A 24,293-nucleotide genomic window follows, 5' to 3' on the forward strand; every position below is an offset into this window, starting at 1 on the left:
AACACAGAAAGCCGGGCTTGGCCCGGCTTTCTGCTTGTTACCGGCCACCCCGACCAACGGTCGGGTGCAACCTCAGAACGACCAGGTGAAGGTGATCGAGCCGTTGCGGCCGTCGCCGTAGGCACCGTAGCCGTTGATCTGCGAGAAGTATTCCTTGTCCAGCAGATTGTTGAGGTTGGCCTGCACGCTGAACTGCGGGGCCAGGCGGTAGCGCACGAAGGCACTGACCAGCGCGTAGCTCTCCTGCTCGATGCGGCCGTAGGCCGGCACCGGGTAGTAGATGCCGTTCTGCCAGTTCACGCCGCCACCGACGGTCAGGTCGCTCAGCGCCTGCGGGGTGTAGCTGGTGAACAGCTTGATGGTGGTCTGCGGCAGGTTGGTGTTGATGTCCGCGCCGTTGATGTCCTTGGCCACGTAACGCGAGGCACCGAAGGTGGCGTTCCAGCCCGCCGCCAGCTCACCGTTCAATTCCAGCTCGAAGCCACGGCTTACCGTGCCGCGCGCGGCGATGTAGGCGAACTCGTTCGGGCTGCCCTGCACCGGAATGGTGGTGGCTTGGCCCACGTTGTCCTGCTCGATGCGGAACACCGCGAGCGAGGCATTCAGGCGGTTGTCGAACCAGGCGGCCTTGACGCCCACTTCGTAGCTCTTGCCGTCCACCGGATCCAGGTAGCTGCCGTTCTGCTGCTTGAGCGTCTGCGGCTGGAAGATCTCGGTGTAGGCGGCGTAGGTCGACCAGGTGTCGTTGAGGTCGTAGACCAGGCCGGCATAGGGCGTGGTGACCTTGTGCGAGCGGTCGGCGCCTTCGCCTTCGCTCTTCCAGTCGGTGTAACGCGCACCGAGGATCAGCTTCAGCGGATCGGCCAGCGACAGGCGGGTGGCGGCATAGCCGGCCTTCTGGGTGATGGTGCCTTCGCTCTGCAGCGGCAGGGTGTCCAGCCAGTTGGGTTCCGGGAAATCGGCAACGCCGCCCAGGTAGTTGTCCAGCGGCGCCCAGCCACCCTGATAGTCACCATAGTTGGCGTAGCGGCGCTTGTTGTAGCTCAGGCCGGCCATGACCTGGTGCTCGCGGCCGAACAGCTGGAACGGGCCTTCGACGTAGCCGTCCACCGCATCGACCTTGCGCTCGGTGTTGTAGAAGCCGGCCGACGGGGTGACGCCGGCGCCGGTAACCGGGTCCAGCAGCGAAGCACCGGTGGTCCAGTCGTTGTAGGCCGGGTAGAACAGCTTGTCGTCGGCCTTGGTCTCGTCATGGGTGGCGCCCACGCGAACCTTCCAGTCGTTGGCGAAGCCGTGTTCCAGGGTCGCGAACAGGCGCTTGCTGGTGGTGTCCCAGTAGGTCCAGCGCGGATTGGCGCTGAACGATTCGTCGAACGGGGTCGGCGAACCGTCGGAGAACAACATCGGGAAGCCGCCCCAGGTCACGCCGTTGGCGCGCTTCTGCTGGTAGTCGTAGCCCACGCTCAGCTGGGTGTCTGGGGTCAGGTCGGCGTCGATCACCGCATAGCCCAGCGTCTTGTGCTGGTCGTAGCCGTCCATCTGCGATTCGGTATCGAGGTAGCTGCCGATCACGCGCGCGCGCACCGAACCACTGGCATTCAGCGGGGTGGTCACATCCACGGTGCTGCGGGTGCGGCCCCAGCTGCCGACGTTGACCGACACGCTGCCGGTCAGTTCGGCGCTGTCGGCGTGCTTGCGGATCAGGTTGACCGAGGCCGACGGGTTGCCCGCGCCGGTCAGCAGGCCGGTGGCGCCACGCACCACTTCCACGCGGTCGTACAGGGCCAGGTCCAGGCCGGAATCGCCGTAGCTCCAGTTCTGCACCATCTGGGTGGGCAGGTTGTCGTACTGGTAGCTGTCGATATAGAACCCGCGCGAGTAGAACTCGGTGCGCTCGGTGTCGGACTGGGTGCTGCTCACGCCGGTGGTGTTGGCCAGCACGTCGATGATGTCATCGAGGTTCTGGTCCTCGATGCGCTGGTGGCTGATGATGCTGATCGACTGCGGGATCTCGCGCGGGGCGAGGTCGAAGCGGGTGCCGGCCGAGGTCTTGCGGACCGAATAGCCCTCGGCACGCTCGCCCTTGACCACGATTTTGTCCAGCGTGGTGGCGTCGGCGCCGATGTCCTGCGCGAAGGCGGGAGCCGCAGCCAGGGTGGCCAGGGCGATCAACAGCGCCTGCGGCAGGCGGCCTTGCGGCAAGGTGCGGGACGGCAGAGCGGAACTACGGGTCATCAGCGTTTCCTGGGCGGCGGCGCGCACCAGGCGGCCATCCTCGGATGCCGGGCGCTGCAGTCAAAGTGGGGGCAGTACGCGGCTGGCGGGTGCCGTGAAAACAGGCACGGGCGTTGGCAACTGATCGCCGCTGCGCCTCCATGGCGCGAACGGGATCTCATTATGGTAATGCGAATCAGTCCTATCCGCAATGTCTACCGGTCGCAAGTGGGGGGTGGGTCCCGATCAAGGGTCCGGACCTACCAGCGCTTAACATCGGCGGGCCTACCGTTGGTCTCACCCGGGCCGGAGCCCGATCCCAGGAAACGGTGATGATCGCCAAGAACACCCTGTGCCTCTGGTATGACGGGACCGCCGAAGAAGCGTCGGCGTTTTACGCAGCCACCTTCCCAGACAGTTCGGTGCAGGCCGTGCACCGCGCGCCCTCCGACTTTCCCGGCGGCAAGAAGGGCGATGTGCTGACGGTGGAGTTCACCGTGGTCGGCATTCCCTGCATCGGCTTGAACGGCGGGCCGGCGTTCAAGCACAGCGAGGCGTTCTCTTTCCAGATCGCCACCGACGACCAGGCCGAGACCGACCGCCTCTGGAATGCCATCGTCGGCAACGGTGGCCAGGAGAGCGATTGCGGCTGGTGCAAGGACAAGTGGGGGCTTTCCTGGCAGATCACCCCGCGCGTGCTGACCGAGGCGTTCAACAGCACCGACCCGGCCGTGGCCAAACGTGCCTTCGAGGCGATGATGACCATGAAGAAGATCGACGTGGCCAGGATCGAGGCGGCAGTGCGCGGGTAACGACACGGCAGGTATCTCGCAACGGGTGCCCCGGCGTATCCTCGCGCGATGACTACGTCGCGCCTCTCCACGCTGTTCCCCGTCCTGGCCGTGCTCGGCTCGGTCACTTCGCTTGCCGTGGGTACCTCGTTCGCCAAGGATCTGTTCCCGGTGATCGGTGCGCAGGGCACCAGCGCGCTGCGCGTGGGCTTCTCCGCGCTGGTGCTGCTGGCGGTGTTCCGGCCGTGGCGCTGGACCACGACGCGGGCCGATGCCGGCGCGATCTTCCGTTACGGCATCACCCTGGGGGTGATGAACCTGCTGTTCTACATGGCGCTGCGCACGATTCCGTTCGGCATCGCGGTGGCCATCGAGTTCTGCGGTCCGTTGGCGGTGGCGATGTGGTCCTCGCGCCGCCCGATCGATTTCGTCTGGGTGGGGTGTGCGGCCGCCGGCCTGCTGCTGTTGCTGCCGCTGGGCCACGGCGAGCCGCTTGACCTGGCTGGTGTGTTGTACGCGCTGGGCGCGGCGGTGTGCTGGGCGCTGTACATCATCTTCGGCAAGCGCGCCGGCCACCTGCCGGCCGGGCATACGGTCTCGCTGGGCATGTGTGCGGCGGCGCTGGTGGTGGTGCCGGTGGGCGTGGCGCATGCGGGCATGGCGCTGCTGGACCCGAAGATCCTGCTGTTCGGGCTGGGCGTGGCGGTGGTGTCAAGCGCGATTCCGATGTCACTGGAAATGGCGGCGTTGAAGCGCTTGCCGAAGGAAACCTTCGGCATCCTGATCAGCATGGAACCGGCGGTGGCTGCACTGCTAGCGATGGGCCTGCTGGCCGAGCACCTCACGCCGCTGCAGTGGGCGGCGATCGGCTGCACGGTGCTGGCGTCGGTGGGGAGCACGTTGACGGCAAACCGGCGGCCGCCGGCGCTGCCCGACCCGGCGGGGTGAATCAATGGGTGGCCGATCGGGCACGCATTTTGTGCATCAACCGCGCACCGGCGCGTCGCCGGCCACGTAGTACGTGGCCGTGCTGCGCGGCAACGGTTCGCGGCCCCGGATGCGGTCGGCGATCTTCTCGGCAATCATGATCGAGGTCGCATTGAGGTTGCCGGTGATGATGCGCGGCATGATCGAGGCGTCCACCACGCGCAGGCCCTGCATGCCATGCACGCGGCCCTGGCCGTCCACCACGCTCATCGCATCGGTGCCCATCGCGCATGAACACGACGGGTGGTAGGCGGTTTCGGCACGGGCACGCACGAAGGCATCCAGCTCGGCGTCGGTGCGGCAGTCCGCGCTGGGGCTGATCTCGCGGCCGCGGTACTCGTCGAGCGCGGGCTGGGCGATGATCTCGCGGGTGATCCGGATCGCATCGCGGAACTCCTGCCAGTCCTGGTCGGTGGACTGGTAGTTGAACAGGATGGACGGATGCTGGTGGGGGTCCAGCGAACGCGCATGCACGCGGCCACGGCTGGGCGTGCGCATCGACCCGACATGCGCCTGGAAGCCATGTTCCTTCACCGCGTTGGTGCCGTTGTAATTGATCGCCACTGGCAGGAAGTGGTACTGGATGTTGGGCCAGGCGAAGTCGTCACGGGTGCGGATGAAGCCGCCGGCCTCGAACTGGTTGCTGGCGCCGATCCCGGTGCCGGCGAACAGCCATTCGGCGCCGATCGCCGGCTGGTTCCACCACTGCAGCGCCGGGTACAGCGACACCGGCTTGGTGCAGGCGTACTGCATGTACACCTCAAGATGGTCCTGCAGGTTTTCCCCCACCCCGGGCAGGTCGTGCACCAGCGGCACGCCGAGCGCGGCCAGCAGTGCCGGCGCACCGACCCCGGAGCGCTGCAGGATCTGCGGCGAGGCGATCGCGCCGGCGCACAGCAGCACCTCGCGCCGGGCCTCGACATCGATCGGTTCGGCGCTGCCGCCGGCCAGGTAGCGCACGCCCACCGCGCGCTTGCCGTCGAACAGGATGCGGTCGGTGGTGGCGTGGGTGACGATCTCCAGCCCTGGCCGGCCCCTGGCCATGTCCAGGTAGCCGCGCGCAGTACTGGAGCGGCGCCCGCGCGGGGTCACGGTGCGGTCCATCGGGCCGAAGCCTTCCTGCTGGTAGCCGTTGAGGTCGTCGGTGCGCGGGTAGCCGGCCTGTACGCCGGCCTCCACCATGGCGTGGAACAGCACGTTGTTATCGTTCTTCGGGGTGGCCACGCTGACCGGGCCATCGCCGCCGTGGTAATCGTTGGGCCCGATGTCCCGGGTTTCGGCCTTGCGGAAGTAGGGCAGCACGTCCAGGTAGCTCCAGTCCTCCAGGCCATCGAAGGTAGCCCACTGGTCGAAATCCAGCGCGTTGCCGCGGATGTAGCACATGCCGTTGATCAGCGAGGAGCCGCCCAGGCCCTTGCCGCGCCCGCATTCCATGCGCCGGTTGTCCATGTGCGGTTCCGGCTCTGTTTCATAGGCCCAGTTGTAGCGCCGGCCCTGCAGCGGGTAAGCCAGCGCGGCCGGCATCTGCGTGCGGAAATCCAGGCGGTAGTCCGGGCCGCCGGCTTCCAGCAGCAGCACGCTCACGCCGGCGTCTTCGGTGAGGCGCGCGGCCAGCGTGTTACCGGCCGAACCGGCGCCGATGATGATGTAGTCGTACTCGCGTTTCATCGCGGGGGTCTCCTGGTCAGGCCGGTCAGAACACCGACGCGTAGCGGTCCAGTTCGATCTGGACGGATTTGGTGCGGGTGTAGGCACGCAGCGTGGCCAGGCCGTTCTCGCGGCCCACGCCGGACTGCTTGTAGCCGCCCACCGGCATCGTGGCCGGCGATTCGCCCCAGCAGTTGACCCAGCAGATGCCCGCTTCCAGGCGGTGGATCAACCGGTGTGCGCGGCTCAGGTCCGGTGTCACCACGCCGGCCGCAAGGCCGTAGTCGGTGGCATTGGCGCGACGGATCGCCTCGTCTTCATCTTCATAGGTCAACAGGCTGAGCACCGGCCCGAAGATCTCTTCGCGCACGATGGCCATGTCGTCGCGGCAATCGCTGAAGATGGTCGGGGCTACATAGCAGCCCTTGCCCAGCGCGCCGTCGGTAAGGCGCTCGCCACCGCATACCAGGCGCGCGCCTTCTGTCTTGCCGCTCTCGATGTGCGCCAGCACCCGGCGCATGTGCGCGGCGCTGACCAGTGGGCCGAAGTTGGTGTCTTCGGCCAGCGGATCGCCGATGCGGATACGGGCCACGCGTTCGCGCAGCGCCTGCTCGATATCCGCCTGCAGCGCGTGCGGTACGAACACGCGGGTGCCGTTGGTGCAGACCTGCCCGGAGCTGTAGAAGTTGGCCATCATCGCCACATCGGCGGCCAGGTCGATATCCGCATCGGCGCAGATGATCAGCGGCGACTTGCCGCCCAGCTCCATGGTCACCTCCTTGAGCGTGGAGCTGGATGCGCTGGCCATTACCTTGCGCCCGGTGGCGGTGCCGCCGGTGAAGGAGATCTTCTCGATGCCGGGGGTGTTCGGTCAGTGCGGTGCCGACCCCGGCGCCATCACCGGGCAGTACGTTGAACACGCCATCGGGCAGGCCGGCTTCGGTGAAGATTTCGGCCAGCTTCAGCGCGGTCAGCGGGGTCACTTCGCTGGGCTTGAAGATCATCGCATTGCCCGCCGCGAGCGCAGGGGCCGCCTTCCACAGCGCGATCTGGATCGGGTAGTTCCAGGCGCCGATCGCGCCGACCACGCCCAGCGGTTCCTGCCGTGTGTAGAAGAAGCTGCCTTCGCGCAACGGCACCTGGCTGCCTTCCAGCCCGTGCATTACCCCGGCGTAGTACTCCAGCACGTCCGCGCCGGTGACGATGTCCACGCTGCGGGTTTCGCTCAGCGGTTTGCCGGTGTTGAGGCTTTCCAGTTCGGCCAGGTCGTCGTTGCGTTCGCGCAGCAATGCCACCGCGCGCAGCAGGATGCGCGAGCGCTCCACGGTGGTGAGCGCGGCCCAGGCCTTCTGGCCGGCATGGGCGCTTTCCACCGCGGCATCCAGGTCGTCGCTGTTGGCGCTGTGCACATTGGCAAGCACCTCGCCGTTGGCCGGGTTGACCACTTCGAAGGTGCGGTTGCCCTGCGAGGCCACATGGCGGCCGCCGATGTACAGCAGCTGGTCGGGGAAGGTGGGCATGTCGATGACTCCTGTTTGCGTCGGGAGACCAGCGGGTTCAACGGGTCAGATGCAGGAACTGCAGGTGGCGCTCGTACTGGTCGATGATGTCGTTGATGATCTGCTGGCGGCTGTAGCCGACCAGCTCGTAATCCTGTCCGCCTTCGTAGAGGTGCACTTCGGCGCGGTAGTAGCGCTGGTTGCGGAAGCGCTGCGCGGCGAACGAGGGGGTGAGGTAGCCCTTCATCACCACCTGGTAGGTGAACACCTGCTGCTCGCCATGGTCCACGGTGAGCTGCATGTCGCCTGGCTCGAAGCGGGTTTCCACGTCCAGCCCCTTGTCGCGCAGCTGCGCGGCCACGGCCTCGAGTGCCGGGCGCACTTCTTCATCCATGAAGCGGTACACCTCGTCGCGTGCCGGGAAGTGCACGGCCTGGGTGATGCGCTGGCGCCAGCCACGCTGGTGCCGTGATTGCCCCACCACGGGAATGGGCGAGTATTGCGAGGCTTTCTTCCGCTGGGATTCCTCGCCCAGTGCGCGGGTCAGCCCCCACAGCATCAGCAGCAGCACCACCGAGAACGGCAACGAGGCGAGCACCACCGCCGATTTGAGCGCATCCATGCTGCCGGCCAGCAGCAGCCCGGCGGTAACCAGTGCGGTCATCACCCCCCAGAACACGCGCAGCCAACGCGGGCCGTCTTCCTCGGGCATGCCGCCGTGCGAGGACAGGGTGGACAGCACCACGGTGCCCGAATCGGCCGAGGTGACGAAGAAGATGAAGCTCACGATCACCGTCACGGTGATCACCGCGCGGCTCCACGGGTAGTTGTCCAGCAGCGCGTACAGCACGGTCGGCGGGTTATCCACGGCCATCTGCGCCAGGTGCTCCTGGCCGTGGTGCAGCACCTGGTCCAGCGCGCTGTTGCCGAAGATCGACAGCCACGCCAGGGTGAACCCGAGCGGGATCAGCAGCACGCCGAACACGAATTCACGGATGGTCCGCCCGCGCGAAATGCGGGCGATGAACAGCCCCACGAACGGCGCCCAGCCGATCCACCAGGCCCAGTAGAACACCGTCCAGTTGCCCAGCCAGTCGGCGCGGCCGCCGTAGGCATACACGTCGAAACTCTTGCCCACCACATTGCCCAGGTAATCGCCCAGGTTCTGCATGAAGGTGCTGAGCAGGTACTGGGTGGGGCCGGCGAACAGCATGAACAGCAGCAGCGCGATGGCCAGCAGCATGTTGATGTCCGACATCCAGCGCACGCCCTTCTCCACGCCGGACACCGCCACGAGGATCGCCGCGCCCATCATCAGCGCGATCAGCGCCACCTGCACCCACGGCGCGTGCGGGATCGGCAGCAGCACGTTCAGGCCGGCATTGAGGTGCAGCACGCCAAAGCCCATGTCCGCGCCGATGCCGAACACGGTGGCCACGATGCCCAGCGCATCCACGGTGTAACCGATGGGGCCGTTGATGCGCTTGCCGATCAGCGGGTACAGCGCCGACCGCAGCGCCAGTGGCAGGTTGTGGCGGTACGCGAAGTAGGCCAGCGCCATCGCCGCCAGCGCGAACACGCCCCAGCCGTGCAGGCCCCAGTGCAGGAACAGCAGCTGCATGGCCTGGCGCGCGCCGGCTTCGCCACCACCCACGCCACCTTGCGGCGGCTGCAGGTAATGGGTGAGCGGTTCGGACACGCAGAAGAAGAACAGCGTGATGCTGATCCCGGCCGCGAACAGCATGCCGGCCCAGGAGAGATAGCTGAACTCCGGCTCGTCATGGTCCGCGCCCAGTTTCACCTGGCCGTAGCCGGACAGTGCCACCCCGACCACGAAGACCAGGTACACGGTCATTGCCAGCAGGTAGTACCAGCCCACGTTGCGCGACGCCCAGGTCTGCGCTTCCAGCAGCAGCACGCCGGACGAAATGGGAAACGCGGTGACCAGAATGGCGAATGCCGCCACGATCGTGGCGGCAAGCAGGAAGACGGGTCGAAGCGTGCGCACCTCGCTGGGAGGCGTCTCCACGATGTTCATGGATGAAGGGGCTCACGGTGCCGTTGCCGGCAGACCCCACGCATTAGCGCATACGCGCTGTGGACATCCCGTTTACGCGGTCAGCGCAGGGCGTCGCTCGGCACGTCGATCTCCATGGCCAGTGCCAGGTGATCGGAAAACGCCGCCGGTACCGCTTCGGCACTGCGTTGCTGCAGGCCGCTGCTGAGCAGGATGTGGTCGATGGCCCGGTCCGGCCGCCAGCTCGGGAAAGTGGGTACCGCGCAGCCGGGCGGTTGCAGGTTGGTCTTCTGGTACAGCACCTGCATTTCCGGGCGTTCGGCCAGGCAGTTGAAGTCGCCCATCAGCACCGCGTTGGAATGCTCGGACAACAGATCGGCGATGAAGGCCAGCTGCGACATGCGCGAGTTGGTGCCCAGCGACAGGTGCGCCACCGCGACCGCCAGGCCCTCGTTGCCATCGCCGAACTTGGCCAGCAGCACGCCGCGCCCGCCGATCCGGCCGGGCAGGGCATGGTCCTGGACTTCCACTGGTTCCAGCCGGCTCAGCAGGCCGTTGGCACTGGAGGCCACCCCGCCCATGCGGCGGTTGGGTTGGTGGCTCCAGTAATTGAAGCCGGCGCGCTCGGCCAGGTAGTGGGTCTGGTTGGTGAAGCCCGAGCGCAGGCTGCCGGGGTCGGCCTCCTGCAAACCGACGATGTCGTGACCGCGGGCCAGCTGGGCGATGGCGTCCAGGCTGGTCCGCTTGCGCCCCGCCGGCAGCGCATGCGACCAGCTGCGGGTCACGTAGTCGCTGTAGCGGCGGGTGCTGGAGCCGGCCTGGATGTTGGCCGTCAGCAGGCGCAGGGTCCGCGTGTTGGGGGAAGTCACGACGGTCGCTTGCTCTTGGATGCTCAGTTGCCCTTGGCGGCGCGTTCGCGGGCGATCAGGTGATCGGCGATGCGCAGCATGTCCGGGAAGCTCTTGCCCTTGACCAGGTACTTGCCGTTGACGATCACCGACGGCGTGCCGGTGATCTGGCTGCGCTGGGCGAACTGCTTGGCGGCACTGGTCTTGGCGCTCACCGCGAAGCTCGACATGGCGGCTTCGAACTGCTTGGCATCGGCACCGTGCTTGGCATAGAACGCGGCGATGTCCTGCACCGAATCACGGCCGCGCTCGCCCTTCAGGGCCTGGTCGACGTGGATGGCCTTGTACAGCGCTTCGTGGGTCTTGTCTTCCAGGTTCAGCGCCTGTGCGGCGTAGAAGGCCTTGGCGTAGTCATCCCAAGTGCCGCCGAACATGGCCGGCACGTAGACGAAGTTCACATCGCTCGGCAGGCCGGCTTTCCACGGCCCGATCAGTGGCTGGAACGCAGCGCAGGCCGGGCAGACGAAGCCGAAGACTTCGGCCACTTCGATCTTGCCGGTGGCCGGCTGGAACGGCTTGCCGTTGGCGATGACCACGTAGTCGGTGCCTTCCACGGGCGCCGGACCGGTCGGCTGCGAGGAAGCCGGTGCCGGGGCCGGGGTGGTGGCTTCGGCAGCGGCGGTCTCGGCGGCGGCGGTTTCGCCGCTGGCGGCCGGTGCGGCCTCGGTCGGGGCCGGGGCGGTTTCAGCCGCCGGGGTGCTGGTCGGCGCAGCCGGTTCGGTCGGCGTGGCGGTGTTGGCGGTGCCGTCCTGCGCCTTGCAGGCGGCCAGGATCGGCAGCAGGGCCATGAGCATGAGGGCGAAACGGGTCTTCATCGAAGCGTCTCCAGCAGAGCATGTTGGGGCCGGCGCGTCGGGCGCCGGCCAGAGGGGAATGATGACACGCGGCCGCCGGGGCGCCGCGTGCAGGGTGCGTGACGGTTCAGCGAGCCTTCGCGGCGCGTTCGCGTTCGCGGGCGATCAGGGCATCGGCGTTGCGCAGCATGCTTTCGAAGGACGTGCCCTTGACCAGGTACTTGCCGTTGACGATCAGCGACGGGGTGCCCTGCACCTTGACCCGCTGCGCGAAGGATTTGGCGACGGCCAGCTTTGCCTCCACTTCATCGCTCTTCAGCGCGGTGGTGAATTGCTGTTCGGTCACGCCGTAGTCCTTGTAGAAGCCGGCCAGCTCCGTGGGCGACACGTTGGAGAGGGGCAGCGAGCCCTTTTCATGCAGTGCATCGAACATCGCCACATGACTGCGCTTGGCCACGCCCAGCTGGTCGGCGGCGTAGTAGGCGCGGGCATAGGAATCCCAGTAGCCACCGAACACGGCCGGCACCGGCGTGAAGCGCACATCCTTGGGCAGCTTCTTCTGCCAGGCCTGCAGCAGCGGCTCGAAGTGGGCGCAGTGCGGGCAGGTGTAGCCGAACACTTCCGCTACTTCGATCTTGCCGGCCAGCGGCGCCAGCGGGCCGGGTGCCTGGATCACTTCGTAATCCTTGCCTTCCACCAGTGCGGCGGGGGCGGGCGCGGCCAGTACGGACAGGGGGCTCAGGGCCAGCAGCAACAGCATCAGGCGGGGCATCAACGTCATCTACATCCATCTCCATCGGAAAAAACAACGCCGGCCCAGTGCCGGCGTGGCAGTGAACATAACCCGCCGCCTGGGCGGGGCGCATCTGTCATCGGTCCCGGACAGCCGTCATTGGCGTGCACCGCCCACGGCCGAACGCGGCGCGGCGGTGGCCACGTCATCGGCGCGGTTGTGCAGGCCCTGCAGGTAGCTGCCCAGTGCCTGGATTTCCTGTTCGGTCAGCGACTTGGCGATGGTGGCCATGATCTGGAAGTGCGCCTTGTCGGTCTGTTGGGTCACGCCGGCCTGGTACTCCTGCAGCCGCCGCGCCACATACGAGGCGTGCTGGCCGCCCACGTGCGGGTAGGCCGGGCCCGGGTTGCCGGCCCCGGTGGGGCCGTGGCAGGCCATGCACGCCGGAATGCCACGCTGGGCATCGCCGCCGCGGTAGAGCTGCTGGCCGATTTCGTAGAACTTCTTGTCCTTGTACGGACCTTCGGCCACCAGGCTGTCATCGGCAAGCCCGGCGCTGGCCTTCTGCGTTGCGAAATACGCACCGATGTCGCGCATGTCCTGGGGGCTGAGGTCCTGCACGAACGGCACCATCGCCGCCGATGCCCCGGACGTGCGCTGGCCGTTGGCGATCAGGGCCATCTGCTGGGAAGCGTAGCGCTCGCTCTGGCCGGCGATGCTGGGGTACATCTCCACCGTCGAGTTGCCATCGGCCGAGTGGCACGCCGCGCAGGCGGCAGCCTTGGTCTGGCCCGCCTTGGCATCGCCCCACGTGGTCTTGCTGAAATCGACTTCGAGCGACGCCGTCCTCACCGGCGTGTTGTCCGGCAGCGGGGTCACTGCGGTCTGGGCATAGGCAACAGCGGCGAGCAACGATACAGCGACAGCGGAAACGGCAAGAACGCGAGCATGGCGCATGCGGAAGCTCCGTGTGGACCGGCCTGGCGTGTGCAGGCTGCACACGCGGGGATCGCCCGATTATCCATGCCGTTTCACGCCGGGGTCAACGCGGCAGTGCGGCAAAACCCGTGACCGGCAGCACGCGGCGGGCCCGGACATGCGATCCTATGCCCATGTCATTGCTCCTCGAACGCGCCCATTACCTGCTCTCGGCCCACAATACCCGGCAATTGCCGGACGACGTGGGGGCCGAAGTGGCCTTTGCCGGCCGCTCCAACGCCGGCAAATCCAGTGCCCTCAACGCCCTGACCCGCCAGAACAGCCTGGCCCGGGTGTCCAAGACCCCCGGCCGCACCCAGCAGCTGGTGTTCTTCGAAGTCACCCCCGAGGCCAAGCTGGTCGACCTGCCCGGTTACGGCTACGCCAAGGTGCCGCTGGACCTGCAGGCGCACTGGCAGGCCTTCATCGACCAGTACTTCCGCACCCGCGAGGCCCTGCGCGGGCTGGTGGTGGTGATGGACATCCGCCACCCGCTGAAGGACTACGACCGGCAGATGCTGGCCTACGCGGTCCGGCGCGGGTTGCCGGCGCACGCGCTGCTGACCAAGGCCGACAAGCTCGGCCGTGGCCAGCAGGGCATTGCCCTGCAGAAGGTGCGCAAGGAACTGCAGTCCGCCTTTGGCGACACCGTCAGCGTGCAGACCTTCTCCGGCCCGGCCCGCCAGGGCGTGGACGAGGCGCGCGGGATCATCGGCGGCTGGCTGGGCCTGAACAAACCGGCGCCCGACGCGCCCTGATTGCTGTCACCCGACCAACGGTCGGGTGCTACCGGCAGGTACCGACCGTTGCTCGGTGCATGCGTCAGCGCGCAGGCAAGGGTGCGAATTCGCCCGGTACCCAGGCGAAGGCTTCGCCTTCCCGACGGACATGCCCCAGGCCCGGGAACGGCAGGTGGGCACCGGCGACCCACCACCCCCCATCGGCGGCCTGCGCCATCATCGCGCGACGGCTGGCAATGGCGGCCGTGCGGTCGCTGTCGGCTTCGTAGGCGGCCTGCGGCTGGGCGAACTGCACGGCGTGGAAGTGCACGATGTCGCCCCACACCAGGACCGCCTGCCGCTCACCGCCGTCGATCTTCCAGGACACATGGCCCGGGGTATGCCCGTGGCTGTCCAGCGCGGTGACGCCGTTCGGCAGCGCCTGCCCGGGACGGAAGCGGTGCAGCTTGCCGCTGGCCACGTAGGGCGCCACGGCCTCGCGGGCCAACGCGAAGGCAAAACGCACGCCCTGCGGCGCGCCGGCCTCGCTGGCCGGGTCCAGCCAATAGGCAGCATCGGCTTCAGACAGCCACACGGTGGCGTTGGGATACGCGACCTGGTCCTGCGCATCGAGCAGGCCGCACAGGTGGTCGGGGTGGGCATGGGTGAGCAGGACGTCATCCACCTCGGCCGGGTCGTAGCCGGCCTTGCGCAGGTTGCCCAGCACCTGGCCCAGCCCCGGGCCGAAGCAGCCGGCGGTGCCGGTGTCGACCAGGGTGAGGTGGTTGCCGCGCTGGATCAGGTAAGCGTTGACCGCGGTCTGCAGGCCCTTGCCGTCTTCGGGCACGTAGCGGTGGTTGAGCAGGCGGGTGACCGCGCCCGGTGCGATGCCAACCAGTTCCGAACGGCCCAGGGCCACGGTGCCGTCGAACAGGGCGGTGACTTCCAGCTCGCCGACCTGCTGGTGGTACACGCCGGGCACCTGCTCCAGCGGGTGGTGGGTGGTAGTGGCGAACGCAGGTGCGGCAACCGTGGCCAGCAGCAGGGCGGTGGCAAGGACACGCACACGGGGGAAGGACATGATCGTTTCCGTACAAGGCGGCAGCGCCGCGGTGCCTGCATGGTGCGCGGGGCGGGCGCGGCGTTCCGCTCAGAATGCGCGGCGAAACGCTCGCGGTGCGCTCAGCTGTTGCCGATCGCTGTCGGTTCCAGCCCATAGCGCGCGGCGAAGCGCTTGCTGAAACTGCCCGGCGAGCGGTAACCGACCCGCGCGGCCACGGTCTTGAGCGGCAGTTGAGTGGTGTAGAGCAGGTTCATGGCGTGGGCCAGGCGCGCATCGGCGATCAGCTCGCGCACGCTGGACTGTTCGCTGGCCAGGCGCCGCCGCAGGGTGGCGCCGCTGAGACCGAGCTGGTCTTCGAAATCGCGCGATTGCCAGTCGCGTTCGGGCTGGGCCGCAATCAGGTCGCGGATGCGCTCGCCCAGGCTGGGCTCGGGCGGCACCAGCAGGCTGCCGTGGCCGCGCCGGCAGAACGCCAGCACCAGCGAGGCCAGCGCCAGGCGGGCTTCGGTGTACTGGGCGTGCTCCAGTGCCTGGCGCCATTGGCGCAGGGTGTCGGCATGGTCGTGCAGCGACAGTCTGGCCAGTGCATCGCCGGCCTCGGGCAGGGGCTCGTTCCACAGCACGCGTGCGGCCGACAGCGCTTCGGCGCACAGCGGCACGATCGCGCTGAGGTACAGCCCGCTTTGCGGATCGGGCGTGTTGACCACGTCGATCCGGCAGCGTCGGGTGATCAGGAACAGATCGCCGGGCACCAGCTGCAGGGTCTGGTGCGCGGTGCGCACCTGCTTGCGCCCCTGCAGCAGGATGGCGAACTGCGGTTGCGGAATGTCCACCGACTGGGCGCCGTGTTCACGGCGGGCGGTGATGCAGGCATACCCGCCCGCGCGCTGGCAGTCGGCAAGGCTGGCCATCTCGGCCAGCAGCGGATCGGGGGTAACGGGCATGTCCATGAGGATGCAGTATCGGCCAAGCGGCCGCGCCATGCTGCTGCCACGCGCCGGGCCAACGCACGCAAGCCAATGGCGGCGGGCATGGCAGGCGGTCAAGTCCCATCCAATAGGATGCAGAAAACCGTCACGGTGGCATGACGGCCGGAACCGCCACCCTATACTGCGCCCTTGCGATGCGGGGCGATCAGCCCCACATCCCCGTCCAGTCCAGAATCCCTGCGAGCCTCCCCTTGTCGAGCCCCAGCCACGTCGCCGAGACGCCGATCACCGACCGTAATGAACTGGTCGCCACGTTGGCCTCCGGCGAAAAGCCCAAGGCGCAGTGGCGCATCGGCACCGAACACGAGAAGTTCGGCTTCCGGCTGGATGACCTGCGCCCGCCCACCTTCGATGGCGAGCGCGGCATCGAAGCGCTGCTCACCGGGCTGACCCGCTTCGGCTGGGCGCCGGTGCAGGAGAACGGTCGCACCATCGCGCTGCTGCGTGACAACGCGTCGGTGACGCTGGAGCCGGCCGGGCAGCTGGAACTGTCCGGCGCGGCGCTGGAAAGCATCCACCAGACCTGCGTGGAAACCGGCACGCACCTCAACGAGGTGGCGCAGGTGGCGGCGGAGCTGGAGCTGGGCTTCCTGGGCATGGGCTTCCAGCCGAAGTGGACGCGCGAAGAGATGCCGTGGATGCCGAAGGGCCGCTACCGCATCATGCGCGACTACATGCCGAAGGTGGGTTCGCTTGGGCTGGACATGATGACGCGCACCTGCACGGTGCAGGTGAACCTGGATTACGCCACCGAAGCGGACATGGTGAAGAAGTTCCGGGTGTCGCTGGCGCTGCAGCCGATCGCCACGGCGCTGTTCGCCGATTCGCCGTTCACCGAGGGCAAGCCGAACGGTTACCTGAGCTACCGCTCGCACATCTGGACGGATACGGACGCGGACCGTACGGGCATGCTCGACTTCGTGTTCGAGGATGGCTTCGGTTACGAGCGTTACGTGGATTACCTGCTCGATGTGCCGATGTATTTCTCCTACCGCGATGGCGTGTACCACGACGCCAGCGGGCAGAGCTTCCGCGATTTCATGGTGGGCAAGCTGCCGGTGCTGCCGGGCCAGCTGCCGACGCTGCGTGACTGGTCGGACCACATGACCACGGCGTTCCCGGAAGTGCGCTTGAAGAAGTACCTGGAAATGCGCGGAGCCGATGGTGGCCCGTGGGCACGGCTGTGTGCGCTGCCGGCGTTCTGGGTAGGGTTGCTGTACGACGATGCGGCGCTGGATGCGGCGTGGGACCTGGTGCGTGACTTCAGCCTGGTGGAGCGCCATGCGCTGCGCGATGGGGTGCCGAAGCATGCGCTGAACCTGCCGTTCCGCGGCGGCACGGTGCGCGACCTGGCGGCCGAGGCGTTGAAGATCGCTGTTGCTGGCCTGAAGCGGCGCGCGGCGCGCAATGCGGACGGGCAGGATGAAAGCCACTTCCTGGATGTGCTGCAGGAGATCGTGGCGTCGGGCATCACGCCGGCCGAGCGCAAGCTGGCGCTGTACCACGGAGAGTGGAACCAGAGCGTGGACCCGGTATTCAAGCAGTTCGCGTACTGAACCCCGAAAAAAAACCCCGGCCAGGCCGGGGTTTTTTCTTCTACATCATGCCGCCAACGTTGCCATGTCGATCACGAACCGGTAACGCACATCGTTTTTCGCCATGCGCGCCCAGGCTTCATTGACGGTCTTGATGTCGATCACTTCCACGTCGCTGACGATGTTGTGTTCGGCACAGAAATCCATCATTTCCTGGGTTTCGGCCATGCCGCCGATCGCCGAGCCGGTCACGTGCTTGCGGCCGAAGATCACGCTGGAACCCATCAGCGGCGGGTCCAGCTCGGTGATCACGCCCACCAGGCACATGGTGGCGTCGCGCTTGAGCAGCTGCATGTACGGGTTGGTGTCGTGGCTGACCGGGATGGTGTTGAGCAGGAAGTCGAAGCTGTTGGCGTGGGCCTTCATCTGCGCCGGGTCGCGCGAGACCAGCACTTCGTCGGCGCCCAAGCGCTTGGCATCGGCACCCTTTTCCGGGGTAGTGGTGATCATCACCACGGTGGCGCCCATCGCCTTGGCGAACTTCACGCCCATGTGGCCGAGGCCACCCAGGCCGATCACGCCGACCTTCTGGCCGGGGCCGACCTTCCAGTGGCGCAGGGGGGAGTAGGTGGTGATGCCGGCGCACAGCAGCGGGGCGGCCGCCTTCAGGTCGAGCGTGTCGGCGACCTTCACCACGAAGCGCTGTTCAACCACGATGTGGTCGGAGTAGCCGCCGAAGGTGAGCTGGTCGCTGCCGCGCTCCTTGCTGTTGTAGGTGTAGGTCGGGCCCTTTTCGCAGTACTGCTCCAGGTCGTGGTCGCAGGCGTCGCAATGGCGGCAGGAGTCGACCATGCAGCCGACGCCGGCGAAGTCGCCGACCTTGAAGCGGGTGACGTTGGCGCCGACTTCGGTGACCCGGCCGATGATTTCGTGGCCCGGCACCATCGGGAACTGGGCGCCGCCCCAGTCGTCGCGGGCCTGGTGCAGGTCGGAGTGGCAGATGCCGCTGTAGAGGATCTGGATGCGGACATCGTCGGCACCGACCGGGCGGCGCTCGAAGGAGAACGGCACCAGCGGCGCGGTCTGGTCATGCACGGCATAGCCATGGGCAAGGGACATGGAGATATCCTGGGATTTATGGAAAGGCGCTTTACAATACGCCCGCTTTCCATGGGTATACAGTCAGTATATCGGCATGATTCATCAAGGCAGACTGCACAATCGTGGCTACTGACAACCTGACCCACCTAGCCGCGTTCGCCGCAGTAGCCCGCCACCGCAGCTTCCGCCGTGCCGGGGCGGAACTGGCCCTGTCGACCTCGGCGGTGAGCTACGCCATCCGCGCGCTGGAAGAGCGGCTGGGGGTGGGGTTGTTCCACCGCACTACCCGCAGCGTGGCGCTGACCGAGGCCGGGCAGCGGCTGCTTGATCGCCTGCAGCCGGCGCTGGGCCAGGTGCATGACGCGCTGGAGGAGATGAACCACTTCCGTGCGGCGCCGGCCGGCCTGCTGCGCATCAATGCCACCCGCGCGGCGGTGCATACCGAGCTGGGCCCGCGCCTGGCGCATTACCTGCGCGCGCACCCCGATGTACGGCTGGAGGTGGCGCAGGACGATGGGCTGGTGGATATCGTGGCCGAGGGCTACGACGCGGGGGTGCGGCTGCATGAGTTCGTACCCGAAGACATGGTGGCGGTGCCGCTGGGGCCGCCGCTGCGCGGGCTGATCGTGGCATCGCCGGCCTACCTGCAGGGCCGGGCGGCGCCACACCACCCGCGCGAGCTCGTGGAGCATGAGTGCGTTCGCTTCCGCTTTGCCAGCGGCCATCTGTACAAGTGGCAGTTCGAGCGCGACGGACAGACGCTCGACATCGATGTGCCGGGCCGGCTCACGCTCGGGGATCAGCACACGGTGCTGCAGGCGGTGCTGGACGGCCTGGGCCTGGCCTACGTGCTGGAGGACGCGGCGCGCCCGTACCTGGACGATGGCCGGCTGGTGGCGGTGCTGGAAGACTGGAGCGAACCGTTCGCCGGCTGGGTGCTGTACTACCCACGCCAACGGCAGATGTCCTCGGCGTTGCGGGCGTTCGTGGATATGCTGCGCGAGCGCGATTGAGGGATGCGCTCGGGGCGTGCTAGCGTCGCCGGCATTGCATGGGGACACGGATGTCGATGAACCGCACGATCGTACTCTTGATCATTCTGGGCCTTGCCGGCGGCCTGCTGCACGCCAGAAAGACCTTCTTCCCGTCGCGCGCGGAACGGGCGCGCGAAGCGGCGGCGATGCCGGTATCGGTATCGGTCCCGCCCGCGCAGACCGTGCGCGGTCCGGCGGTGGACGTCTACGGTCGCGATGGCTGTGGCTACACCCGGCGCATGCTGGCCGACCTGCAGGCGGCCAACGTGCCAGTGCGCTACTACGATATCGACCTGCCCGCCGTGGAAGCGCAGTTCCATTCGCGTTTCAAGCATGAAGGCATCATGCGCGATGGCGGTTACGAGCTGCCGGTGGTGGCAGTGGCCGACCAGTCGTTGGCCCGGCCGGAACCGGCATCGGTGATCTACCGGTTCCGCTCGCGTTGAGCGCAATCATCGAAGCAGACGCCGACAAGGACAGCTTCAGCGGCGACGTCGACTTCAAGGACGCAGGCCTTCGGCTCGGATTCGTGTACCGGTTCTGAGGCTATGAGGCGAGTAGTTTGCGGATCTGTGCCTCGGTTGCCGCGTAATCGCCTTCGCCGAAATGCCGGTAGACGATGCGGCCTTCCTGGTCGATCAGGTACAGCGCCGGCCAGTACTGGTTTCCGTACGCGCGCCAGGTCTGGTAGGCGTTGTCCTGCGCTACCGGCCAGGTGACACCGAGCCGCTTCGCTGCCGCCTCCACGTTGCGCGGCAGCTTTTCATAGCCGAACTCGGGGGTGTGCACGCCGATCACGGTCAACCCCTGGCTGGCGTAGGTGTCATGCCACCGCTTCACGTGCGGCATCACGTTGAGGCAGTTGATGCAGGAGTAGGTCCAGAACTCCACCAGCACCACCTTGCCGCGCAGCTGCTGCAGCGATTGCGGCGGACCGTTGAGCCAGTGCTCGATGCCGGTGAACTCCGGCGCCTGCGGCGCCGGCATGTTGGGGCTGGGCGGGACCGGGTCGGCCGCTGCGCCCGGCGTACAGGCGCTGGCGGAGATGCACGCGGCCAGCAGGGTGATGATCGGGCGAAGCATGGGCATGGTCCTTCTCCTAGGGGGGGCGGATCAGAGTGCAGCGGCGTCGATTACCGCCTGGACGAACGCCTGCGGTGCTTCCTGCGGCGGGTTGTGGCCCACGCCGCCCTGCAGCAGGCGATGCTCATAAGGCCCGGTGAACTTGGCGGCATAGGCCTCGGCCTTGGGGTGCGGCGCGCCGTTGGCATCGCCCTCCAGGGTGATGGTCGGTACGCCGATGCTCGGCGCCTGCGCCAGCCGCTGCTCCAGCGCGGCGTACTTCGGCTCGCCGTCGGCCAGGCCCAGGCGCCAGCGGTAGTTGTGCACGACGATGGCCACGTGGTCGGGGTTGTCAAGCGCGGCGGCGCTGCGCGCGAACGTGGCATCGTCGAAGCGCCACTGCGGCGAGGCCAGCTGCCAGATCTGGCGGGCGAAGTCGTGCGTGTAGCGTGCGTAACCGGCCTCGCCGCGATCGGTGGCGAAGTAGAACTGGTACCACCACTGCAGTTCGGCCTGCGGCGGCAACGGCGTCTTCCCGGCTTCCTGGCTGCCGATGAGATAGCCGCTGACCGAGACCAGCGACTTGACCCGTTCCGGCCACAGCGCGGCAACGATGTCGGCCGAGCGTGCACCCCAGTCGAAGCCGGCCAGGTTGGCGCGCGGGATGTGCAGGGCATCAAGCAGGTTCAGCACATCGGAAGCAAGCGCCGCCGGTTCACCATTGCGCGGCGTCTGCGCCGACAGGAAGCGGGTGCTGCCATAGCCACGCAGGTGCGGCACGATCACCCGGTAACCCTTGGCCGCCAGCTGCGGCGCGACCTCGGCATAGGCATTGATGTCATAGGGCCAGCCGTGCAGCAGCACGACCACCTCGCCGTCGGCCGGGCCCAGCTCGGCGTAGGCCACGTCCAGGTCGCCAGCGACGACATGCTTGTTCGCCTCCAGCGCGGGCGGCGCGTGTGCGACCGCCACCGTCGGCGCAGGGACGGGCAGGGCAGGTGATGCGATGGCGGATGCAGAGGCCGCCAGGGCCATCGCCATGCCCAGCAGGGAGGCGCCGAACGACCGCGGCGAATGGGACAGCGGGAAAGAAGAAGGGGTGTGCATGGTGCTCTCCGTTGACGTTCAGATGGCCCAGCCGCCATCGATGGTCAGGCTGGAACCGGTCATGTAGGCCGCTTCATGGCTGGCAAGCCAGGCGGTGAGTCCTGCGACTTCATCGGGCTCGCCGACCCGGCCAAGCGGGTTGCGCTGCACCAGCTGGTCGACGAAATCGGCGGTGATGTCGGTGGCGATCGGTCCGGGCTGGATGTTGTTGATCGTGATCCGGCGCGGCGCCAGGTCCAGCGCCAGTTCGCGCACCAGCGTGGCCACGGCGGACTTGGTCATCGCATAGACGCTGCTGCCGACCGCACCGCTGCGCACGGCGGGTGTTGCTGCCGATGGTGATCAGGCGCCCGCCATCGTTCATGGCAGCGGCGGCGGCCTGCACGGCGAGGAACACGCCACGCACGTTCACGGCCAGCATCCGGTCCAGCAGGTCTGTGGGAAAGTCGGCCAGCGGGCTGCCCTGGTAGATGCCGGCATTGACCACCGCCACCTGCAGCGGGCCAAAGGTGTCCACTGCTTGTTTGACCGCTGACGCGATGGCCTGCGCATCGGCGCTGTCAGCCTGCAGGGCGATGGCCTGGCCGCCGTCGGCCTGGATCGAGGCGACCACCGCGGCGGCTTTCTCAGGCTGGGAGACGAAGGTCAGCGCCACGGGATGACCCTCACGGGCCAGCCGCCTGGCAATGGCGGCACCAATGCCACGGGAGCCGCCGAAGACCAGCGCGGTGTTGGAACGGGGGGAGACGGTGGCATTCATGCAGATGTCCTCGGGATAGGCGGCCAGCGGAGGAGCCGCCGGCGTTGGAGGCCATTCAACGCCTGCCCCGTATCCGGCAGGTGTCGGCGAACCCGGAGATTTGTCGCCTTTCCGCACCACGGCGGCGGTTGATACACAGTCATACAAATGGATGCCCCCGCCGGCCCGCAGCACCCCGCCGGCGGCGATACCATGCGTCCACGGGCCCGCAGCGGGCCGCCGATGGCCATCACGCGGAGCAGGCATGAGCACCCACACCGACCACATCCTGGTTGTCGATGACGACGCCGATATCCGCCAGCTGGTCGGCGACTACCTGCGCCGCAACGGCCTGCGCGTGAGCCAGGCGGCCGACGGGCGCGAGATGCGCGCCACGCTGGAGACCAGTGACGTGGACCTGATCGTGCTGGACGTGATGATGCCGGGCGAGGACGGGCTGTCGCTGTGCCGCAACCTGCGTGCCGGCAAGCACCGCGCCGTACCCGTGGTGATGCTGACTGCGCGCGATGATGAAACCGACCGCATCATCGGCCTGGAAATGGGCGCCGACGATTACGTGGTCAAGCCGTTCTCCTCGCGCGAACTGCTGGCGCGCATCAATGCGGTGATCCGGCGCACGCGCATGCTGCCGCCGAACCTGCAGGTGAGCGAGGCCGCACGGTTGATCCGCTTTGGCAGCTGGAGGCTGGATACCAGTGCGCGGCACCTGCTGGACGAGGCCGGCACGGTCTATCCGCTCAGTGGCGGCGAGTTCCGCCTGCTGCGCGTGTTCATCGACCATCCGCAGCGCGTGCTCAGCCGCGACCAGCTGCTCAACCTGACCCAGGGCCGCGACGCCGAACTGTTCGACCGCTCCATCGACCTGCTGGTCAGCCGCCTGCGCCAGCGCCTGGGCGATGGTGCGCGCGAACAGACCTTCATCAAGACCGTGCGCAGCGAAGGCTACGTGTTCAGTCAGCCGGTCGTGCTGCTCGACGAGGACGCATGAACGCCCCCGCGCATCGCCGTAGGTTCTCCTGGTTGCCGCGCACGCTGGGTACCCGTCTGTTGCTGATCCTGGCCGCTGGCATGCTGCTCGCGCACGGCCTGTCGTTCGCGCTGCTGTTCCACGAGCGCGCCACCGCTACCCGCGCGATGATGTTGAGCAACATGGAAGACGACGTGCCGCTCAGCGTGGCGCTGCTCGAGCATCTTTCACCGGCCGAACGCACGGCGTGGCTGCCGCAGCTGGAACGGCGCACCTACCGCTATCTGCTGCGCCCCGCACAGCCGGGCAGCGCGCTGGCCAGCGAGCGCGCGCGCCAGGTGGCCGGGCTGATCGATGATTCGCTGGCGCATCGCTACGCATTGCGGCCGCGCGCGGTCTCGGCCTCGCCGGAGCGCTACGAGGTGGAGCTGACCCTGGCCGATGGCCAGCCGTTGACCATCGAAGTCACCCCGTCGCTGCTGCCGATCGCGCGCTGGCTGCCGTGGGTGCTCGCCGCGCAGGTGCTGGTGTTGCTGGGCTGCGTGTGGCTGGCGGTGCGCCTGGCCACACGCCCGCTGGTACGGCTGGCCGAAGCCGCCGACCGCCTGGACGTGGCCGGGCAGGGCGATGCGATCAGCGAACAGGGACCGCAGGAAGTGGAGGCCGCGGCACGCGCGCTGAACGCGCTGCAATCGCGCGTGGCCGCCCACGTCAGCGAACGCATGCAGATACTGGCGGCGATCTCGCACGACCTGCAGACGCCGATCACCCGGCTGCGCCTGCGCATCGAATCGCTGGACGAGACGCCTGCGCAGGAGCGCCTGCTGGGCGACGTGACCCAGCTCAGCCAGCTGGTGCGCGAGGGCATCGATTACGCGCGCAGCGCAACTGTCAGCATGGGCACTCCCGTGCAGCTCGACCTGCCCGCGTTCCTCGACAGCGTGGTGGGCGACTACGAGGAGGTGGGCAAACCGGTGCGGCGCGTGGCCGGTGCGCAGGCCACGCTGCCGACCCATCCGCAGGTCCTGCGGCGGGTGGTGCAGAACCTGATCGACAACGCGCTGGCGTACGCCGGCAGCGCCGACGTGGGCCTGACCGTAGGCGCGCACGGCGAGGTGAGCATTGATGTGATGGACCGTGGGCCGGGCATTCCCGAGGCGTCGCTTGCGGCGGTGCTGCAGCCCTTCCATCGGCTGGAGCCTTCGCGCGGCCGCGCCAGTGGCGGCACCGGGCTGGGCCTGGCCATCGCCGACCAGCTGGCCCGCGCGCTGGGGGGGCGGTTGATCCTGGCCAATCGGGCGGGTGGCGGGCTGCGGGCAACCTTGGAGCTGCGCCGGGAAAATGCTGCACTGCGCACAAAGCCGGCGCTTGAATCGATCTAAACTGGC

The 24,293-nt window shown here is 67.7% G+C and carries 21 protein-coding genes and 1 pseudogene; 8 read left to right on the forward strand and 14 right to left on the reverse strand.

Annotated elements, in window-relative coordinates:
- Positions 1–72: 72 nt before the first annotated feature.
- The gene (gene fhuE / locus QE395_RS03120) at positions 73–2,235 is read right to left on the reverse strand and encodes a ferric-rhodotorulic acid/ferric-coprogen receptor FhuE (RefSeq protein ID WP_306987537.1); all 2,163 of its coding nucleotides are present in this window, start codon (positions 2,233–2,235) and stop codon (positions 73–75) included.
- Between the two features lie 311 nt (positions 2,236–2,546).
- Here fhuE and QE395_RS03125 point away from each other — a divergent pair, with 311 nt between their 5' ends.
- Positions 2,547–3,026 (forward strand): VOC family protein, encoded by a 480-nt coding sequence (locus tag QE395_RS03125; RefSeq protein WP_068854008.1) that lies wholly within the window; start codon positions 2,547–2,549, stop codon positions 3,024–3,026.
- 48 nt (positions 3,027–3,074) lie between these two features.
- Positions 3,075–3,953 carry an EamA family transporter gene (locus QE395_RS03130; RefSeq protein ID WP_249833103.1) on the forward strand — a complete coding sequence of 293 codons (879 nt, stop codon included), beginning with the start codon at positions 3,075–3,077 and terminating at the stop codon, positions 3,951–3,953.
- A gap of 36 nt (positions 3,954–3,989) precedes the next feature.
- Here the strand turns inward: QE395_RS03130 and betA are convergent, their stop codons facing one another.
- The 7 genes and pseudogenes from betA to QE395_RS03165 all read right to left on the reverse strand — a co-directional run bounded on the left by betA (position 3,990) and on the right by QE395_RS03165 (position 12,547).
- The gene (gene betA, locus QE395_RS03135; protein ID WP_306987538.1) at positions 3,990–5,660 is read right to left on the reverse strand and encodes a choline dehydrogenase; all 1,671 of its coding nucleotides are present in this window, start codon (positions 5,658–5,660) and stop codon (positions 3,990–3,992) included.
- 25 nt (positions 5,661–5,685) lie between these two features.
- Positions 5,686–7,159 (reverse strand): annotated as a pseudogene (betB, locus tag QE395_RS03140) (betaine-aldehyde dehydrogenase).
- A gap of 37 nt (positions 7,160–7,196) precedes the next feature.
- Entirely contained in the window at positions 7,197–9,176 is a 1,980-nt protein-coding gene (gene betT, locus QE395_RS03145; RefSeq protein WP_093533551.1) for a choline BCCT transporter BetT, read from the reverse strand.
- 80 nt (positions 9,177–9,256) lie between these two features.
- A complete protein-coding gene (locus tag QE395_RS03150; protein ID WP_176472599.1) occupies positions 9,257–9,994 on the reverse strand; it encodes an endonuclease/exonuclease/phosphatase family protein in 738 nt (245 codons plus the stop codon).
- A gap of 53 nt (positions 9,995–10,047) precedes the next feature.
- The gene (locus QE395_RS03155) at positions 10,048–10,878 is read right to left on the reverse strand and encodes a thiol:disulfide interchange protein DsbA/DsbL (protein ID WP_093533552.1); all 831 of its coding nucleotides are present in this window, start codon (positions 10,876–10,878) and stop codon (positions 10,048–10,050) included.
- A 106-nt stretch (positions 10,879–10,984) separates the two neighbouring features.
- On the reverse strand, positions 10,985–11,638 hold the full coding sequence (locus QE395_RS03160; protein ID WP_306987540.1) for a thiol:disulfide interchange protein DsbA/DsbL: 654 nt from the start codon (positions 11,636–11,638) through the stop codon (positions 10,985–10,987).
- A 108-nt stretch (positions 11,639–11,746) separates the two neighbouring features.
- The gene (locus tag QE395_RS03165) at positions 11,747–12,547 is read right to left on the reverse strand and encodes a c-type cytochrome (protein ID WP_217535852.1); all 801 of its coding nucleotides are present in this window, start codon (positions 12,545–12,547) and stop codon (positions 11,747–11,749) included.
- 155 nt (positions 12,548–12,702) lie between these two features.
- Between QE395_RS03165 and yihA the strand changes: the two genes are divergently transcribed.
- A complete protein-coding gene (gene yihA, locus QE395_RS03170) occupies positions 12,703–13,326 on the forward strand; it encodes a ribosome biogenesis GTP-binding protein YihA/YsxC (protein ID WP_068853999.1) in 624 nt (207 codons plus the stop codon).
- 64 nt (positions 13,327–13,390) lie between these two features.
- Here the strand turns inward: yihA and QE395_RS03175 are convergent, their stop codons facing one another.
- Positions 13,391–14,368, reverse strand: coding sequence for an MBL fold metallo-hydrolase (locus QE395_RS03175; protein WP_306987542.1), 978 nt, complete (start codon positions 14,366–14,368; stop codon positions 13,391–13,393).
- Between the two features lie 101 nt (positions 14,369–14,469).
- A complete protein-coding gene (locus tag QE395_RS03180; RefSeq protein WP_210131049.1) occupies positions 14,470–15,300 on the reverse strand; it encodes a helix-turn-helix transcriptional regulator in 831 nt (276 codons plus the stop codon).
- 230 nt (positions 15,301–15,530) lie between these two features.
- On the opposite strand from QE395_RS03180, the gene QE395_RS03185 reads away from it, so the two are divergent.
- The gene (locus tag QE395_RS03185; RefSeq protein WP_068853996.1) at positions 15,531–16,895 is read left to right on the forward strand and encodes a glutamate--cysteine ligase; all 1,365 of its coding nucleotides are present in this window, start codon (positions 15,531–15,533) and stop codon (positions 16,893–16,895) included.
- A gap of 45 nt (positions 16,896–16,940) precedes the next feature.
- On the opposite strand, the gene QE395_RS03190 is transcribed toward QE395_RS03185, so the two are convergent.
- Positions 16,941–17,993, reverse strand: a complete 1,053-nt coding sequence (locus tag QE395_RS03190) for an NAD(P)-dependent alcohol dehydrogenase (RefSeq protein WP_093533557.1) — start codon at positions 17,991–17,993, stop codon at positions 16,941–16,943.
- A gap of 104 nt (positions 17,994–18,097) precedes the next feature.
- On the opposite strand from QE395_RS03190, the gene QE395_RS03195 reads away from it, so the two are divergent.
- Together QE395_RS03195 and QE395_RS03200 are read left to right on the forward strand one after the other, a co-directional pair.
- Positions 18,098–18,988 carry a LysR family transcriptional regulator gene (locus QE395_RS03195; protein ID WP_306987544.1) on the forward strand — a complete coding sequence of 297 codons (891 nt, stop codon included), beginning with the start codon at positions 18,098–18,100 and terminating at the stop codon, positions 18,986–18,988.
- A gap of 56 nt (positions 18,989–19,044) precedes the next feature.
- Positions 19,045–19,455 carry a hypothetical protein gene (locus tag QE395_RS03200; RefSeq protein WP_210131047.1) on the forward strand — a complete coding sequence of 137 codons (411 nt, stop codon included), beginning with the start codon at positions 19,045–19,047 and terminating at the stop codon, positions 19,453–19,455.
- Between the two features lie 100 nt (positions 19,456–19,555).
- Here QE395_RS03200 and QE395_RS03205 read toward each other — a convergent pair whose 3' ends face one another.
- Genes QE395_RS03205 through QE395_RS03215 form a run of 3 tightly spaced genes read right to left on the reverse strand, consistent with a single transcriptional unit; the run spans position 19,556 to position 21,496 of the window.
- Positions 19,556–20,098 carry a thioredoxin family protein gene (locus QE395_RS03205; RefSeq protein WP_306987545.1) on the reverse strand — a complete coding sequence of 181 codons (543 nt, stop codon included), beginning with the start codon at positions 20,096–20,098 and terminating at the stop codon, positions 19,556–19,558.
- Positions 20,099–20,122: 24 nt separating this feature from the next.
- Positions 20,123–21,178 carry an alpha/beta hydrolase gene (locus tag QE395_RS03210; protein ID WP_306987546.1) on the reverse strand — a complete coding sequence of 352 codons (1,056 nt, stop codon included), beginning with the start codon at positions 21,176–21,178 and terminating at the stop codon, positions 20,123–20,125.
- Between the two features lie 18 nt (positions 21,179–21,196).
- Entirely contained in the window at positions 21,197–21,496 is a 300-nt protein-coding gene (locus QE395_RS03215; protein ID WP_306987547.1) for an SDR family oxidoreductase, read from the reverse strand.
- A gap of 686 nt (positions 21,497–22,182) precedes the next feature.
- On the opposite strand from QE395_RS03215, the gene QE395_RS03220 reads away from it, so the two are divergent.
- Together QE395_RS03220 and QE395_RS03225 are read left to right on the forward strand one after the other, a co-directional pair.
- The gene (locus QE395_RS03220; RefSeq protein ID WP_095362925.1) at positions 22,183–22,926 is read left to right on the forward strand and encodes a response regulator; all 744 of its coding nucleotides are present in this window, start codon (positions 22,183–22,185) and stop codon (positions 22,924–22,926) included.
- Positions 22,923–24,287: a HAMP domain-containing sensor histidine kinase gene (locus QE395_RS03225; protein WP_306987549.1), complete on the forward strand. Its 1,365-nt coding sequence runs from the start codon at positions 22,923–22,925 to the stop codon at positions 24,285–24,287. Before QE395_RS03220 ends, QE395_RS03225 begins: the two co-directional genes overlap by 4 nt.
- The last annotated feature ends 6 nt before the right edge of the window (positions 24,288–24,293 follow it).

Source organism: Stenotrophomonas sp. SORGH_AS_0282, assembly GCF_030818125.1.
Classification (GTDB): Bacteria; Pseudomonadota; Gammaproteobacteria; order Xanthomonadales; family Xanthomonadaceae; genus Stenotrophomonas; species Stenotrophomonas rhizophila_A.